Source organism: Bradyrhizobium sp., assembly GCF_047605465.1.
Classification (GTDB): Bacteria; Pseudomonadota; Alphaproteobacteria; order Rhizobiales; family Xanthobacteraceae; genus Bradyrhizobium.
Genome location: NZ_JASGFS010000005.1, coordinates 97,005 through 111,747 on the forward strand (window position 1 = coordinate 97,005; position 14,743 = coordinate 111,747).

Genomic DNA, 14,743 nt, shown 5'->3' on the forward strand with positions numbered 1-14,743 from the left:
GTAGACCATCGCGTCACTGCCGGCATGTGCCGGCGCGTGCCTCAGTTCTCTTCGCTGCTGGAGCCTTCGCGCTGGTCGGGCTTGGCTGCGTCCTCCGGCAGCACGGGCCCCATCGGTTGCGCCGCGCCGGCCATCTCCGGACCGACCTCGCGGCCGCGGGCACGGATCAGGCGTTCATAGGCCGAGACCAGCGTGACGTAAGGGCTGACCCAGATCCAGCCGTCGCGCGTGAACACCTGCACGTCGAAATGCAGATGCATCGAGGTGCCGGCGGGATGGTCGAGATAATTCGAGACCACGCCGATCTTCTCGCCCTCGGTGACGATGCGGCCGTTGAGAATGCCGTCGGCGTTCAACGCCTGCGGGTTCATGTGCATGTAGCGGAAGCGGATGTGCTCGGTGCGGCTGTTGACCTGAAGCGTGGCGGCCTGGTCCTTGGCTGCGCGGATCACCATGGCATCGCGGACCGCGACCACGGCCCTTTGCTTCGGATCGCAGCGCTCGCCGTCCTCGACCGCCGCCAGGCATTCGGCCGCGCGGATGTCCTCGCCCTGATGGCCGTAGCCGCCGCCGCATTGCCAGACCTCGAAGCTGCGGGATTCGCAGAAATTGTCGCGCCAGGGGTAGGAGGTCGGGCCGTCCGACTTGTCGCGCTTGCCGTAGGATTGCGAGCGTACGAAGGCGGGCGCCTTCTGCAGCGGAAAGCGAACCTGCGCATAGGCGATCGGATCGGGATGGCCGCCCTGCTTGCGATAGCCGGTGTTCGGGATGATATCGCCGCTCGGCCGGTAGCTGAAATCGACGGAGCGCGCGGTCGGCCGGTCGACGATGTCGGAGGCGACGTCCATCAGTGGCCGCATACGCTGACCGCCGGCGATGCGCAGGGCCTTCAGGAAGCGCTCGGCGACCGGATAGGCCTCCCTGCAGGCGAGCCGTCGCGGTTTGGGCACGCTGTCGAGGCACTGGATCGATACGACATAGGCGACCCCGAAGCGGCTGAAGGCGTAGCGCACGAAGCCTTCCCGGATGAACTTGCGCAGGTCCGGATAGAGGGAGGCGAGCGCCTTGACCGGCTCACCCTTGCCGCCGGCGGGATCGGCGATGTCGTAGACGAGCGCCGAGCCCGTGATCTGGACCTCGACCGGCTTTGCGAACACCCGCGTCGGCATGCCTTCGCCGGCGCCGGGCTCCAGCGAGAACGTCGCGCTGTAGCCGGCGGGGCCAGCGTCGAACATGTCGACGGGATTGAAATCAGCCTGGTAGCGCGAGAGCGGGCCGGGCGCATTGCCGCGCTGAGCCTCGAGATAGGCACCGGCGTCGAAGGGCAGCAGGACCGGCAACGAGCTGCGGGCAATGCCGGTAAAGAAGGGTGAGGAAACCGCGTTGAGCTGCACCAGCGCCGGCATCGCTCGCGGATCGTAACGCGGCACCGACCGGCGCGGGACGAAGATGAAGTCGCCCGCGATCTGGGAGTGGCTGTTGATCTCGGTGCGGAGTTGGTCCAGTCCTGCACGCCAGTCGGCGCGCAGGGCCGTGATCGAGGGGCTGCGGAATTCGTCCGCGGCAAGCGGACCCGCTGCGAGGAGCGTAAGCGACGCCAGGAGCTGCGAGACGAAGCGGAAAGCCTTCCTATCCACTGTCTCGCCCCCCGGCGGCACCTGTTCAGCTCGCTCGATCAGTCCTTGGCGCGTTCGGAGTAGGAGCCGTCTTCCGTCATCACGACGATGCGGGTGCCGACCGCGATGTGCGGCGGCACGGTGGTGCGCACGCCGTTGGAAAGCACTGCGGGCTTGTAGGAGGAGGAGGCGGTCTGGCCCTTGGTGACCGGCTCGGTCTCGACCACTTCCAAGGTCACGCGCTGCGGCAGCGCGATCGACACCGGGTTGGTGTCGTGCATGGACAGCTTGACCGTCATGCTCTCCTGGAGATAGGCGGAGGCGTCGCCGACGACGTCCTTGGAGACCTGGACCTGGTCGTAGGTTTCCGGGTTCATGAAGTGGAAGCCGTCGCCGTCTTCATAGAGGAACGTGTAATTGCGCTCTTCGATGGTGGCCTTCTCGACCTGGTCGGTGGTCTTGTACCGCTCGGAGATCTTTACCCCGTCCGAGATTCGGCGCATTTCGATCTGGCTGACCGGCGTGCCCTTGCCGGGATGGATGTTCTCGGCGCTCACGACGACATAGAGCTTGCCGTCTTGCTCGATCACGTTGCCTTTGCGAATAGAACTGGCGATGACTCTCAAAGCTATATTTCCTGCTTGCTTGCCCCGGCACCGGCCAGGACGTGATCAAATCGATGGGGGACTTGGGGTCGCAAATCGGACCTCGGCGCCCGTTTCGGGGCGCAACATACTGATTTTGCGGTTCGATGCCAGCATTTTGCTCAGGGCTGGAGCAGTCGGTTAATGGCTGGGGACAAGCCGATTTCGCCGTTCTGGTCGCCTGGACGCCACCTCGACCGGCAGCCGTTCCTCCGGGCAAGGGGGGCCATTACCGGGTCTCTACGGGGCTTTTTCGCCGAACAGGGCTTCATCGAGGTCGAAACCGCCATTCTGCAGGTCTCCCCCGGCAACGAGACCCATCTGCACGCGCCGCGCACGGACATCATCCGGCCTGACGGCTCGCGGGCCGTCCGTTATCTGCGGACATCCCCGGAATTCGCCTGCAAGAAGCTGCTGGCGGCCGGCGAGCCCCGGATTTTCGAGTTCGCCCGGGTGTTCCGGGACCGGGAGCGCGGCGACCTGCATTTGCCGGAATTCACCATGCTGGAGTGGTACCGGGCGGAGGCGCCCTATGACGCCATCATGGCCGACTGCGTCGTGGTCATCGCCAGGGCGGCCCAGGCGACCGGGATCGGGGAGTTCTCGTTCCGTGGCCGGACGGCCGACCCCTTCGCTGAGCCCGAACTTGTGACGGTGGCCGGAGCGTTCGAGCGCTTCGCCGGGATCGACCTGCTGGCGACCATTTCGGGCGATGTGGGCGATCGCACTGCACTGGCGACGGCAGCCGCCGGCAAGGTCCGTGTCGCGGACGACGACACCTGGTCGGACATTTTCAGCAAGGTCCTGGTCGAGCATGTCGAGCCGCAGCTGGGGCAGGGGCGTTTGACCATCCTGTTCGAATACCCATCTCCAGAGGCGGCGCTGGCGCGGGCCAAGGCGGACGATCCGCGGGTGGCCGAACGCTTCGAGGTCTATGCCTGCGGTGTCGAGCTCGCCAATGGCTTCGGCGAACTGACCGACGCCGACGAACAGCGCCGCCGCTTCACGGCGGCGATGGCGGAAAAACAGCGCCGTTACGGCGAGGCCTATCCGCTGGATGAGGATTTCCTGGCGGCGGTCGCCGAGATGCCGGAGGCGAGCGGCGTCGCGCTCGGCTTCGACCGGCTGGTCATGCTGGCGAGCGGCGCGTTACGGATTGATCAGGTGGTGTGGACGCCGCCTGCGGGTGAGACATGACGAAGACCAATCTTGCACGCACCTTGCGTGAGCCGGGCGAACTCGTGGCCGAGCATCTTGCGCCCGCTGCGGCGCTGCCGGCGCTCGAGCGCGTGGCCGCGCGCTATGCCGTCGCGATCACGCCGGCGCTGGTCGAACTGATCGATACGTCCGATCCCGGTGATCCCATCGCACGCCAGTTCGTTCCGAGCGCCGCGGAGCTCGACGTGCAACCGGGCGAGAATGCCGATCCGATCGGCGATCACACCCACTCTCCGGTTCCGGGCATCGTGCATCGCTATCCCGACCGCGTGCTGTTCAAGCTCGTTCACGTCTGCGCCGTCTATTGCCGCTTCTGCTTCCGCCGCGAGATGGTCGGTCCCGGCAAGGAGAGCGCGCTCTCGGAGTCCGCATATCGCACTGCGATCGACTATATCCGCGCCCACGGCGAGATCTGGGAAGTGATCCTGACCGGAGGCGATCCCCTGATGCTGTCGCCGCGGCGGATGAGCGAGATCATGGCCGATCTCGCCGCGATCGATCACGTCAAGGTCATCCGCCTTCACACTCGCGTTCCGGTGGCTGATCCGGCGCGGGTCAGTGACGAGATGGTCGCGGCGCTGAAGGTCGAGGGCGCGACAACCTGGGTTGCGGTGCATGCGAACCATGCGCGTGAACTGACCGGTCCGGCACGTGCTGCATGTGCGCGGCTCGTCGACGCCGGCATTCCGCTGGTGAGCCAGTCCGTGCTCTTGCGCGGGGTCAATGACACCATCGCGGCCCTGTCGGATTTGATGCGAGTTTTCGTCGAATGCCGGATCAAGCCCTATTACCTTCACCATGGCGATCTGGCGCCGGGTACCGCCCATCTGCGGACCACGCTTGCGGAAGGACAGGACCTGATGCGCCAGTTGCGCGGACGGGTGTCGGGTCTCTGCCAGCCTGACTTCGTCATCGACATCCCCGGCGGTGCCGGGAAGTCGCCGGTGGGCCCGAATTATGTGTTGGCGGCACAAAATACCGCAGCGGATGCGCGTGAAGCGGACACGGAAACGCGCTATCGTATTGTCGACTATTGCGGCGAGGTTCATCTCTATCCGCCCGAGGCCTGAACTGGCTTCGATGCGAGGAGACGCCGGTTCAAGAAGTCATGGAGGAGCAAAATGAGAAAGATCGTCGTGGCAATGTCGCTGCTGGTCTTGCTCGGCGGCACCGCGGTCGCGCAGACTGGCGGCACCAAGGGGGCGGGATCGGGGTCCGGATCAGGCGGGAGCGCGTCGGGCTCCGTGCTGCCCGCGCCCATTGGTCATCGTCAGCCGCGCGCGGACGACGTCCCCAACGAGAAGAACCTGAGCGATCCGAATAGTCCCGTGAACAAGGAAGACGCGGCGCTCGACAAGAAGATCAAGAGCATCTGCCGCGGCTGCTGATCGGTAGGCAGCAGTGGCGGGCAGGGCGCGACAGCTCGCCCCGCCCGCGGCGACCTGCCTAGGCCGAGCGCTCGTGCAGCCCCGCGCGCCTTGTGTTGCGCCGGATCTCGACCGCGTCTGCGAGTTGCTCCAGCACGGTCGCCGTGGTCGCCCAGTCGATGCAGCCATCGGTAATGCTCTGGCCATAGACGAGCGGCTGGCCCGGCACCACGTCCTGACGGCCGGCCACGAGATTGCTCTCGATCATCACCCCCATGATGCGGTTCTCGCCGCCGGAAATCTGACCGGCGATGTCGGCCGTCACCAGCGGCTGGTTCTCCGGCTTCTTGCTCGAATTGGCATGGCTCGCGTCCACCATCACGAGCGGTGCGACGCCGGACTTGGTCAACTCGTTGCAGGCGGCCGCCACGCTGGCCGCGTCATAGTTCGGCTTGCTGCCGCCGCGCAGGATGATGTGGCAGTCCTCGTTGCCGGCGGTCGAGGCGATCGCCGAGCGGCCGAGCTTCGTCACCGCCATGAAGTGATGCGGATGCGAGGCGGACTTCACCGCGTCCGCCGCGATCCGCACATTGCCGTCGGTGCCGTTCTTGAAGCCGACCGGGCAGGACAGCCCTGACGCAAGTTCACGATGGATCTGGCTCTCGGTCGTACGCGCGCCGATCGCGGCCCACGACACCAGGTCCGCGATGTATTGCGGCGTCGTCATGTCGAGGAACTCGGTGCCGGCCGGCAGGCCCAGATTGTTGATCGCCGACAGCACGTTGCGCGCAAGCCGCAGGCCCTTGTTGATGTCGAAGCTGCCGTCGAGACCGGGATCGTTGATCAGGCCCTTCCAGCCGACCGTGGTGCGCGGCTTCTCGAAATAGACCCGCATCACGATCTCGAGTTGGTCGGCGAGGTCCTCGCGCAAGGCTGCAAGCCGCTCGGCGTATTCGAGCGCGGCCTTGGGATCGTGCACCGAGCAGGGGCCGACCACGACCAGAAGCCGGTCGTCCTGGCCGTTGAGGATGGTATGGATCGCGTTGCGCGACGCCATCACCACGCGGGTTGCGGTGAGCGTGCGCGGGACTTCCCGCATCACCTCTTCCGGCGTGCTCAGCTCTTTCAGTTCGCGGATACGAAGATCGTCGGTCGTGCTCAGCACGGCGGGCTCCTTGTCGTTGTGAGAACCTGCCGGCAATAAAAAAGCCGCCAGGTCTGGCGGCTGTTCGGACGTTTGCTGCAATGTTTCAGATTGAGCGCGATCCTCCTGCCGCCAGCGAGCTGTCGTAGCTAAAGTACCAAAAATAGCTGGTGACGAGGGTGATCATGGGCAGCTCTATAGCCCGGCCTCCGGGGGTTGTCACCCCCAAATCGGTCGCGGGATGCGACGAGGCGGCTCAGGTGTTGCTGTTGCGTGCCGCCAGGGCGAGGCCGATCAGGGTGGCGCCGCCGAACAGCAGGTTGATGCCGACGAGGATCCCGATCGCCCATTCCGCCGAGCTCGGCAGTCCCGTGATGACCATGAACGAAATGGCGATGTCGACGAGGCCGGAGATCAACAGCCACGACCAGCGGCCGCTGAGTTCGCGGCGGTGCTCCAGCGCGTACATGATGGTGGTGACGCCTTCGGCGAGGAAGTAGGCGCCGAGCACGATCGTCAGCGTCAGTACGGCCTGCATCGGTTTTGCCAGCAGGATCATGCCGGCCAGCACGGCCAGAGCCGCCGAGATCAGCGACCACCAGAAGCCGGGTGTGCTGCGCGCCCAGTAGGTCACGATGAGGCCGCCGATGCCGCTGATCAGGAACATCCAGCCGAGGAAGATCGCGATGGCAAGGCTTGCGAGCGGCGGCACGATCAGCGCGGCAATGCCGAGAACGGCAAGCAGAATGCCTTCGAACAGGAAGGCCTTCCAATGCGCCTTGACTGCCTCGCTCATGGCGGATCGCAGCCGTGAAAAGTCTTCTGGCAATGTCATGACGACCTCTAATTCGCGAGGGCAGGTGCGTTCAAATCTAGTATGTGCGCGCCGTGCCTGTCATCCCGCGGCTCACCCGCCGCCGGATGCCGAGGAAAATCCTTCCGCGCTGGTGCGGATGCGGTTGCGGCCGAGAATGTAGATCGCCGTTGTGACGATCAATAGGGCGATGCCGAGCAGGATGGACGTGAAGCCGATCGGGATCAGGGCCAGCGTCAAATTGCGTTCGGGATCGATCAGCCAGTGGTGGATCGAGGTCAGCACGAAGGCGAGGCCCAGGAAGCCGACGCCGCCACCGGCGAGCAGCAGCGCCCACATCCGGCGCAGTTGACTGAGGCGCTCCCGCGCGATGTCGGTTCGCGGGGCATGATGGCGCGCCACGCGCCGGACCAGGCGCATGGCGAAGGCGATCGAACTGAAGCCGATCAGGAGGCTCGCCGCGCCGAGCCACATTCGCCACGTGGGATCGAGATCCGGCATCTGCTGGAGGGTGAGCAGCGGGAAGTCGAAGGCCGAATGCAGGGCGAGCGGGCCCGCCAGCATCAGGAGGCGGCTGGAGAGACGGGCCCAGTCGCGGTGATGGCGGTTCGCGCCGAGCGCCGTGCCGGCGCGGGCGATGGTGAGATAGGCGCCGGCGATGATGCCGAGGGCCCCGTGGAACGGCACGGTCAGAACGCTGCGCAAGGCCGCCAGCGAACGCCACATCTCGGCATGCTGCACGAGATAGGCGAGGTTTTCGTAGGCCGCGAAGCCGAGCCCGACGGCGGCGCCGTAGACCACGGTGTCCATCGGATTGGCGAAGGTCCGCCGTTTGGTCGAGGAGACCAGTACGATGGCGATGACCTTGACGGCCTCCTCGGGCAGCGCGACGCCGAAGATCGAATGCATGGCCAATGCCGCCCACGGATTGTCAGGAGCGGCGACCATCTTGGCGAAGGGGGCCCGGGCAAGGCCCAGGAGCGAGATGCTGGCGGCGCCGAGCAGGAACGCGGTCCAGACCTGGGCGGGCGGCCCCGGGCGCTCCTCGGCGGCGATCACAAGCCACAGCATCAGCAGCGCCGGTGCGATGGCCGCAGTTCCGATGACGGTGGGCAATGCTTCAATCAGGTACATCGGCGTCGAAAATAGGTTCCTTTGACGGGCTTATCCACTTCCACCGCTGCGACCATGTGCCATGCACCGGCTGTCGGCTGGTTGAACGGGCGCGACAGCTCCCGTTCATCCATGCGGCGCGCAATTGTAGAATGCGAGCATAATCAATTGCATGACGGAACATGTTCGCCGTCTGAAGCAACGGTTGCCCCGCCGTCCCCGAAGCGCAATTGATGTGCTGGATCAAGGCAATGCACAGGTTTGCTCGATTCGCGAAGCACCTGGCTGGAAGAGGCCGATCCGGCTTGCGCCCGGACAGCGCGCGCGGGGCGGCCCTGTCCGGTCATGCTCCATGGTCTGCCGGCGGCCCGGTGAGGGCGCGTGGCAGGGCCGTAGCCGCGCCAACACCCGGCAGGCGCGCGGTGGGACGGGAAGCGATCTGCGGCGACAGGAAGGTCTGGTCGGCGTCGGTGACACGTCATGACGCGGGCAAGGCAATGACCATGCCATGGGGTCGCGATGGGATCGCGCCGACATACGGCCTGCGCCAGCGCTGCTGCCGCGAAGGCCCGGTTGCGGGCGCTGGGATTGCGTCCCGCGTCTAGTGTGTCGTGTACGGCGGCCGCGTGTCGGGGGCGATGTCGAAGGCCCCGAGATGAAACTCGTCCCCGACGGCCTCGGTCGGCAGCGCGTGCGCGAGCAGCGTGAATGCCGCTTGCGGATATTGCTTCCAGATTTCCAGATCGCCGGCCGTGATGGTGAGCCAGCCGAACGTGTACATGTAGCGTCCGGGTTCGGTGACCCGGCCAACCCTGTCCCAGGTGATCTTGTTGACAGCCATTCGGTCCCCCGATCGCAAATCTGCAAATGAAGGCCGGCACGCGGCACGGACGATCAAAGGCTGATCCCGGAATGGGGCGACGGCGTGGCGGCGATGCGGACGGAAGGCGGCCGAACCTGCCGTTCGCAAGGCTAGTCGTCCCGGTACCTGTCGATGATGCCGTCGGCACGGCGGATGTCATCGAGGGTCCAGTTGCCGAGCAGGGTTATGACGGCTTCGCGCCGGTATTGACGCCGCTCGCGCCTCGAGGATTGCCGGTAGTCGACGCCGTCCTGCCGTGCCAGCGCACGCGACACGATCGCGATCTGTCGCAGCTTTTGCGGTTCCAAGAGGCTCATGTCTCACCGCGTGGCAGCGTCGTCCGGAGCGGAGTTCGCGAATCTCGTGTCTTAAAATTATCCGCAGCAGCTTACGGAGACCTGACACTTGGTGGCCGGGACCTGCCGCCCAGCATCGCCCCCGCGCGAGGGGCCGCAAGCCAGTTGGCGAGTCTGACATCGGACTCGAGCGACAGCAGCGCGAAATTTACATCGTGGACCGGAGCGTCTATCCATCCTTCGAACGCCGGGATGATTGTGGTTCAGAAACTCGAATTCCTGCCGAGGCTCGAGGCATTGCGTGGGCTCGCCGCTGTTTCGGTGGTCGCCTATCACGCGTCGGCGCGGCTGACCGACACATACGTCACGGGAATGGCTCCGGTCGTGCTGTTCTTCGTGCTGAGCGGCTTCGTGTTGGCGCGCTCGCTCGCGAGACGCGACGACATCGTCGAATTCCTGTGCCAGCGGATCTTCAGGCTGTTTCCCGCGGCGATCGCGGTGGTGCTGTTGCTGACCGCGCTCCATGCCGCATTCGGATTCTATCTCGGCTTCGAACCGGACTTCTCTCCGTTCAACGTCCTGCTCAACGCGTTGATGATCCGGCACGACATCAACGGACCGATGTGGTCGATGATGGTGGAGTGGTTTGCGACACCGGTGATCATCCTGGCGTTCTTCGGCGCGCGGCGCTTTGGTCCGGGATTGCTGATCGCCGCGATCGCGGTCCTGTTCGGACTTTCGTTCATCGGCCCTTACGCGCATTTGCTCGGCGGCTATTCGAACCTCGCGCCGCTTCATGCCTTCGTGCTCGGTGTGCTGATCCACGTCGCGGGACGTCAGCTGGTCGATACGATCGGCCGCTGGCACGTCGTGACGGCTGCCGGGGCCTGCGTGCTGCTGCTGTATTGCGGGCTGCAGAAACAGACGGCGCCCGTCATCCTGCTCGAAGCGTGTTCCTCGGGCCTGCTGATCGCGCTGATCGCCTTCAGTCCGGCGCAGCGAGGCTTCCGCCTCCTGGATCGGCCGGCGATCGCGTTCTTCGGCCGGATCTCCTACAGCTTCTATCTCCTCCACATGATCGGCCTGAGCCTTGCGGCCCGGATCGGCACCATCGCCGGCTGGCCGATCGCATCGATCGTGCTGACCACCATCCTCTGCGTGCTGCTGACCGCGCCGATGGCGTGGGTGTCGTGGCGGTTCATCGAAAAGCCCTTCATCGCGATCGGCAGGCGCCATCGCCTGGCGCGGTCGATCGCGGGCGAGGTCATTGCTGGACGATGAGGAGGTTGCTGGTCACCGTGGGCCGGTGGCGCTCCCTAGCGGAATCGAACCGCTCTCTCCACCGTGAAAGAGATGAGAACAGGTCTATCGGCGTCCACGCGTGTCTAAAATCGAAAAATATATCAACAATATCGCCTACTTGTACCCATGTTGATCCATTGACGTCCAGCCACGTATATTGGACAAGTGTTGGACACGACGCGTTTTCAACCTTGCCAAGGTGGCGATGATGGCCCGCACAGTGCGCGACGCGAACCTGGAGAAGAGAGAAGCCCGGCGACGACTTCTCGCGCGGGGCAAGCCCTATTACCGGGTCATGGAGGAGGGGATTCACCTCGGTTACAGGCGGCTCAAGACCGGCGCGGGCAACTGGGTGGTGCGGCATTACGTCGGCGACCAGAAATACGAGGTCGAGACGATCGGTCCGGCAGACGATTTGTCCGACGCCGACGGCGTGAAGATCCTGAGCTTCTCCCAGGCTCAGGCGAGGGCGCGAGATCTGATGGTCGACCGCGCGCATAAGGCGGCAGGGAAGTCCGGCCCGCTCACCGTGAAGGCTGCCGTCGACACCTACATCGAATTCCTGGAGGCCAAGCGGAAGTCGGCGAAGTTTAGCCGGTACGCGGCGGACGCATTCATCCTTCCTGAACTCGGCGGCATCGAGGTCAAGGTCCTGACAAAGGACCAAATCGAGACCTGGCACCACGGGCTTGCGAAGGCCGGCGCGCGCATCCGGGTGAGGAAGGGCGACCAGCAGCGCTTCAAGGAGGTTGACGATCCAGAGGAGCACCAGCGGCGCCGGCGATCCACCGCAAACCGCATCCTGACCGTCCTGAAGGCAGCGCTGAACAAGGCTTGGCGGGAAGAGAAGGTGTCGAGCGACGCAGCCTGGCGCGCCATCGAGCCCTTCAAGGGCGTGGATGCGGCGCGCGTGCGGTACCTCGAACTCGCCGAGGTGACCCGGTTGCTCAACGCTTCCGATCTGGACTTCCGCCAGTTGGCACGCGGCGCGGTGGAGACCGGCGCGCGGTATGGCGAGCTGACGCGGCTCAGGGTCGTCGACTTCAGCCACAACAGCGGCACGGTTTCCATCCGGAAATCCAAGTCGAGCAAAGCGCGGCATATCCACCTCACTGAGGATGGCGTTGCGTTCTTCCGCTCGATCACCGCCGGCCGAGCAGGCACGGCCTTCCTGTTCGTCAAGGAGAATGGCGAGCCGTGGAAGAAGGACCACCAGAAAGATCCCATGCGCGATGCCTGCGAGAGGGCAAAGATCGATCCGCCGATGGGATTCCATGGACTGCGTCACACCTGGGCGAGCCATGCTGTGATGAACGGTGTGCCGCTGCTGGTCGCCGCCAAGAACCTCGGGCACAGCGACACGCGCATGGTCGAGAAGCACTATGGCCATCTGGCGCCGTCTTACGTCGCAGATGCGATCAGGGCCGGCGCGCCGCGGTTTGGTGACGCAGATGCAAGCGTCAGATCGCTACGATGAAAGCGCCGCCGAAGAGAAGAGACCGACTTGGAGAGCGGATCCAAGGCGAGGACTTCAACAAGTTGCGACGCCTGGTGAAGAACTATGGACTCCAATCCGTCGAAGCAGCCCTTCAGCAGATTGCAGCGACGCCTGGTAAAAGAGTCGGCCGCCCCACGGAGAGGGATCCGTTCGTGCTGACAATGTTGTGGGCGCGTGTTCGTGCAGAGCAAATTCGCTCTGAAAGGGTTGGCAAGAAGATCCCTGTAAACCGCGCCTGCGCTTTGGTTGCTAAGCGCCAAGGGTTGTTCTCGGGTGCGCAGAGCTCGGTGGAGCGGATGTATTACCAGGCCGACAAGATCATCGGTGCCGACACTGAATATCGAAGCGAGATGGAGGGGATAGCGCTGGAAATGTCCAGATAGGAGTTTCTGCGGATATTTTTCCCGTTTTTCTGAAGAATTTTCGAATCTACCGGTGTGCATCGCCATTTTCAGGGGACGCACATGGAAAACACTAAGCCCATCACCAAAAGCGCATTTTCGGTCGACGAGTTCTGCGCCGCGCACGGCATCAGCCGAGCGATGTTTTACAAACTCTGCGCTCAAGGCAAGGGTCCTCGACTGATGTCGGTGGGATCCCGCAAGATCATTTCGAATGAAGCTGCTGCGGATTGGCGCTGCGAACGCGAAGCCGAGAGTGGCACCGGTGCTGGGTCCAATAAGGGCAATACGGCGGCGTAAGATCAAATGCCGCGTCTCCCATTCATGCCGTTGTGGGTAGGGGATTTCCTATCCTCGACCACTCACCTCACGCTTGAGCAGCGCGGCGGTTACACCGTGCTGTTGGCGACAATGTGGAACGCCGGCGGCAGTCTCCCGAACGACCCAGTCAAGCTCGCTCGTATCTGCGGGGTTTCGCTGAGACGTTGGGAGCAGATTTCTCCGGACATCCTGGAGCTCTTCAACTGTGCCGGTGACCGTCTTACCCAAGAAAGGCTCGGTGCCGAGTACGAAAAGCAGAGCGAGATTGTTGAGAAACGACGCGCGGCTGGTGCGAAGGGCGGAGCCGCTAAGTCTCTGAAATCTCTAGATCGAGGTGCAGCAAATGCTGAAACAAATGCTGTGGCAAACGCGGAGCGAAGCTCAAGTATCTTAGAGTCACAATCAAAGTCAGAGACAAAACCAAAATCAAAAAGAAAAAAGAAGGGAGAGACTAACGGCTCGCTGCCGGGATTGTTGCCTGCAACGATTGGAGGAGGCTTCAAGGCGGTGATTGAACGCTACCCCCGGCAGGATTCAGAGGTCGGCGCCAAGAAGATCTACGACGCCACAATCCGAAAGAAGATTGCGACTGAGGAGCAAATTCTAGAAGGCGTCGACCGGATGCAGCGCGCATGGGCTGGTGCTGCGGACCTGACCTTCTGCCCTCGACTCGTGAATTGGTTGCGAGATCAACGTTGGAACGATCGCTTTGTACAGGGACCTAAATCGAGCGGGTCCGCTAGTCAGTCGGAAGATACCCGCCAATCCGTTGACACCTTTCAGAACTGGGCAGCGAACTCATGAGCGCCGAAATCACCCATCTCAGCCAGGCAGCGTTGCCGGCACCATCCGAACTCGAACGCATCGAACTACGGGCTAACGCCATCAAAGATCTGTTCGGGCGCTTCTACACCGAGAACTCGTTGCCGGCGTTGCGCCGGCTGGCCGTCGACGTCGATCGAGCACTTCAGGATGCCGCCGGACTGTCAACGCAACTGGCTGCCATCCTGCGACCGGCAACCAAAAAGGAACTAGCCGATCATCTCAGCGTGCTGCGCATCGCCTTCCCAACGGCAAAGGCAGCCGGCGATGGCTTCAGCCGCGTGCTGATCGAGCGGGTCGCCGCTCATACGCCATCGTTTGGGCAACTCGATTGGGCTACCCGCCGGTTGATCGATACTTCGCAATTCTTGCCCTCCGTGGCCGAGGTGCTGCAGGCCTTGGCGGCCGCACGTCAAAGCATCGAAGACGCGCATCTGTTCGTAGAGCCGCAGCGACTGGCTCGGCTCCGTCGCGCAGTCGCGGATCGTATCGCGGGCGAAAGGGGGTGAAAAAGTTCGAAATCCCTTTAGGGCCGCCTACCGCGTGGGATCTCACGCGCGGATTTTTTTTTGCCACGCCAGAAATTTCCAGCCGAAATCGTCGAAACGACCGAAAAAATTCCACGACGCCTCGTTGGGAAAGACGATTCCGATCAATGGCTTAGATCGGCGTCGCCGAATTATTACCGAAAAACTGGATTTCGGAAAATGACGCCGAAAATCGCAAAAGTAGCTGTGCCACAGCCAGTTCTCGAAGAACCGAAAGGACAAAAGCCGATGACTGAACCGAACTCTCCTCGTTTCCGCCCCGTCTCACCGGCAGATATGCTGTTTGCGCCGATTGCCGAGCGGCCGCTGCCGGCAGCTTTACGTCACGATTGGGAAGCCATGGCGAAACTCGTCAAGGAGGCAGATCCCGCGAAGCTAAACGCGATCTGCGAGGTACTCGACATCGTGAACTGGGCAGCATACGAGGCAGACACCAGCATTGATGATGCGCGGCTTTTCCTGGCGCTAGCGGTTAGGCTCGCAGAAGCTACGCGGCCCGCGATCGAGCAGAGGTCAGCCGCCAACGCCAAGTCCGTGAACTATCTGCTCGACTTGGCAGGCACTCTGCAGGCTCGCATGGTTGAGGCGATCGGCTTGATCGATGCCGCCAGAGCCACCGACGCGCGCACATTGCTCGACGCGCAGGTCTTGGCGCTCGACAAACTCGATACGACACCGATCGAGCAGAGATAGACAATCCGCTTGCCGGCGGAATCGTGAATGGTGTATTGGTGATTCGTCGTTACCGCCCCGCGCGATGCTGGCCGGCGCCGACGA

17 protein-coding genes are annotated in these 14,743 nt (G+C 63.6%); 10 read left to right on the forward strand and 7 right to left on the reverse strand.

The genetic code is table 11. From position 1 onward, the window contains the following. Positions 1-41 precede the first annotated feature (41 nt). Together QM712_RS07285 and efp are read right to left on the reverse strand one after the other, a co-directional pair. A complete protein-coding gene (locus QM712_RS07285; protein WP_415022397.1) occupies positions 42-1,658 on the reverse strand; it encodes a M23 family peptidase in 1,617 nt (538 codons plus the stop codon). Between the two features lie 17 nt (positions 1,659-1,675). Next, positions 1,676-2,242 (reverse strand): elongation factor P, encoded by a 567-nt coding sequence (efp, locus tag QM712_RS07290; protein WP_415022398.1) that lies wholly within the window; start codon positions 2,240-2,242, stop codon positions 1,676-1,678. 162 nt (positions 2,243-2,404) lie between these two features. On the opposite strand from efp, the gene epmA reads away from it, so the two are divergent. Genes epmA through QM712_RS07305 form a run of 3 tightly spaced genes read left to right on the forward strand, consistent with a single transcriptional unit; the run spans position 2,405 to position 4,866 of the window. Beyond that, the gene (gene epmA / locus QM712_RS07295) at positions 2,405-3,457 is read left to right on the forward strand and encodes an EF-P lysine aminoacylase EpmA (protein WP_415022399.1); all 1,053 of its coding nucleotides are present in this window, start codon (positions 2,405-2,407) and stop codon (positions 3,455-3,457) included. Beyond that, the gene (locus QM712_RS07300; protein WP_415022400.1) at positions 3,454-4,548 is read left to right on the forward strand and encodes a lysine-2,3-aminomutase-like protein; all 1,095 of its coding nucleotides are present in this window, start codon (positions 3,454-3,456) and stop codon (positions 4,546-4,548) included. Before epmA ends, QM712_RS07300 begins: the two co-directional genes overlap by 4 nt. Before the next feature lie 51 nt (positions 4,549-4,599). After that, positions 4,600-4,866, forward strand: coding sequence for a hypothetical protein (locus QM712_RS07305; protein WP_415022401.1), 267 nt, complete (start codon positions 4,600-4,602; stop codon positions 4,864-4,866). Between the two features lie 58 nt (positions 4,867-4,924). Here the strand turns inward: QM712_RS07305 and QM712_RS07310 are convergent, their stop codons facing one another. From QM712_RS07310 to QM712_RS07330, 5 genes are all read right to left on the reverse strand, one after another. Then, positions 4,925-6,010, reverse strand: a complete 1,086-nt coding sequence (locus QM712_RS07310) for a 3-deoxy-7-phosphoheptulonate synthase (protein ID WP_415022402.1) — start codon at positions 6,008-6,010, stop codon at positions 4,925-4,927. 235 nt (positions 6,011-6,245) lie between these two features. Further along, entirely contained in the window at positions 6,246-6,824 is a 579-nt protein-coding gene (locus QM712_RS07315; protein ID WP_415022403.1) for an HdeD family acid-resistance protein, read from the reverse strand. Between the two features lie 72 nt (positions 6,825-6,896). After that, entirely contained in the window at positions 6,897-7,937 is a 1,041-nt protein-coding gene (locus QM712_RS07320; protein WP_415022404.1) for a PrsW family glutamic-type intramembrane protease, read from the reverse strand. Positions 7,938-8,517: 580 nt separating this feature from the next. Further along, positions 8,518-8,757 carry a hypothetical protein gene (locus QM712_RS07325; RefSeq protein WP_415022405.1) on the reverse strand — a complete coding sequence of 80 codons (240 nt, stop codon included), beginning with the start codon at positions 8,755-8,757 and terminating at the stop codon, positions 8,518-8,520. Positions 8,758-8,888: 131 nt separating this feature from the next. Next, the gene (locus QM712_RS07330; protein ID WP_415022406.1) at positions 8,889-9,095 is read right to left on the reverse strand and encodes a hypothetical protein; all 207 of its coding nucleotides are present in this window, start codon (positions 9,093-9,095) and stop codon (positions 8,889-8,891) included. 231 nt (positions 9,096-9,326) lie between these two features. Here QM712_RS07330 and QM712_RS07335 point away from each other — a divergent pair, with 231 nt between their 5' ends. From QM712_RS07335 to QM712_RS07365, 7 genes are all read left to right on the forward strand, one after another. After that, the gene (locus QM712_RS07335) at positions 9,327-10,355 is read left to right on the forward strand and encodes an acyltransferase family protein (protein ID WP_415022407.1); all 1,029 of its coding nucleotides are present in this window, start codon (positions 9,327-9,329) and stop codon (positions 10,353-10,355) included. A gap of 226 nt (positions 10,356-10,581) precedes the next feature. Continuing rightward, positions 10,582-11,853, forward strand: coding sequence for a tyrosine-type recombinase/integrase (locus QM712_RS07340; RefSeq protein ID WP_415022565.1), 1,272 nt, complete (start codon positions 10,582-10,584; stop codon positions 11,851-11,853). Then, complete coding sequence (locus tag QM712_RS07345; RefSeq protein ID WP_415022408.1) at positions 11,850-12,257, forward strand: hypothetical protein; 408 nt, start codon at positions 11,850-11,852, stop codon at positions 12,255-12,257. Before QM712_RS07340 ends, QM712_RS07345 begins: the two co-directional genes overlap by 4 nt. A gap of 81 nt (positions 12,258-12,338) precedes the next feature. Continuing rightward, on the forward strand, positions 12,339-12,575 hold the full coding sequence (locus QM712_RS07350; RefSeq protein ID WP_415022409.1) for a hypothetical protein: 237 nt from the start codon (positions 12,339-12,341) through the stop codon (positions 12,573-12,575). Positions 12,576-12,581: 6 nt separating this feature from the next. Continuing rightward, entirely contained in the window at positions 12,582-13,400 is an 819-nt protein-coding gene (locus tag QM712_RS07355) for a DUF1376 domain-containing protein (protein ID WP_415022410.1), read from the forward strand. After that, a complete protein-coding gene (locus tag QM712_RS07360; protein WP_415022411.1) occupies positions 13,397-13,927 on the forward strand; it encodes a hypothetical protein in 531 nt (176 codons plus the stop codon). Before QM712_RS07355 ends, QM712_RS07360 begins: the two co-directional genes overlap by 4 nt. A gap of 60 nt (positions 13,928-13,987) precedes the next feature. Continuing rightward, the gene (locus QM712_RS07365; RefSeq protein WP_415022412.1) at positions 13,988-14,659 is read left to right on the forward strand and encodes a hypothetical protein; all 672 of its coding nucleotides are present in this window, start codon (positions 13,988-13,990) and stop codon (positions 14,657-14,659) included. Positions 14,660-14,743 lie beyond the last annotated feature (84 nt).

Bases quoted from the DNA above. Each gene is read 5' to 3' on its own strand.
- epmA (WP_415022399.1), top strand. From the start codon at position 2,405: ATGGCTGGGGACAAGCCGATTTCGCCGTTCTGGTCGCCTGGACGCCAC.
- QM712_RS07300 (WP_415022400.1), top strand. From the start codon at position 3,454: ATGACGAAGACCAATCTTGCACGCACCTTGCGTGAGCCGGGCGAACTC.
- QM712_RS07305 (WP_415022401.1), top strand. From the start codon at position 4,600: ATGAGAAAGATCGTCGTGGCAATGTCGCTGCTGGTCTTGCTCGGCGGC.
- QM712_RS07315 (WP_415022403.1), bottom strand. From the start codon at position 6,824: ATGACATTGCCAGAAGACTTTTCACGGCTGCGATCCGCCATGAGCGAG.
- QM712_RS07320 (WP_415022404.1), bottom strand. From the start codon at position 7,937: ATGTACCTGATTGAAGCATTGCCCACCGTCATCGGAACTGCGGCCATC.
- QM712_RS07325 (WP_415022405.1), bottom strand. From the start codon at position 8,757: ATGGCTGTCAACAAGATCACCTGGGACAGGGTTGGCCGGGTCACCGAA.
- QM712_RS07330 (WP_415022406.1), bottom strand. From the start codon at position 9,095: ATGAGCCTCTTGGAACCGCAAAAGCTGCGACAGATCGCGATCGTGTCG.
- QM712_RS07335 (WP_415022407.1), top strand. From the start codon at position 9,327: ATGATTGTGGTTCAGAAACTCGAATTCCTGCCGAGGCTCGAGGCATTG.
- QM712_RS07340 (WP_415022565.1), top strand. From the start codon at position 10,582: ATGATGGCCCGCACAGTGCGCGACGCGAACCTGGAGAAGAGAGAAGCC.
- QM712_RS07345 (WP_415022408.1), top strand. From the start codon at position 11,850: ATGAAAGCGCCGCCGAAGAGAAGAGACCGACTTGGAGAGCGGATCCAA.
- QM712_RS07350 (WP_415022409.1), top strand. From the start codon at position 12,339: ATGGAAAACACTAAGCCCATCACCAAAAGCGCATTTTCGGTCGACGAG.
- QM712_RS07355 (WP_415022410.1), top strand. From the start codon at position 12,582: ATGCCGCGTCTCCCATTCATGCCGTTGTGGGTAGGGGATTTCCTATCC.
- QM712_RS07360 (WP_415022411.1), top strand. From the start codon at position 13,397: ATGAGCGCCGAAATCACCCATCTCAGCCAGGCAGCGTTGCCGGCACCA.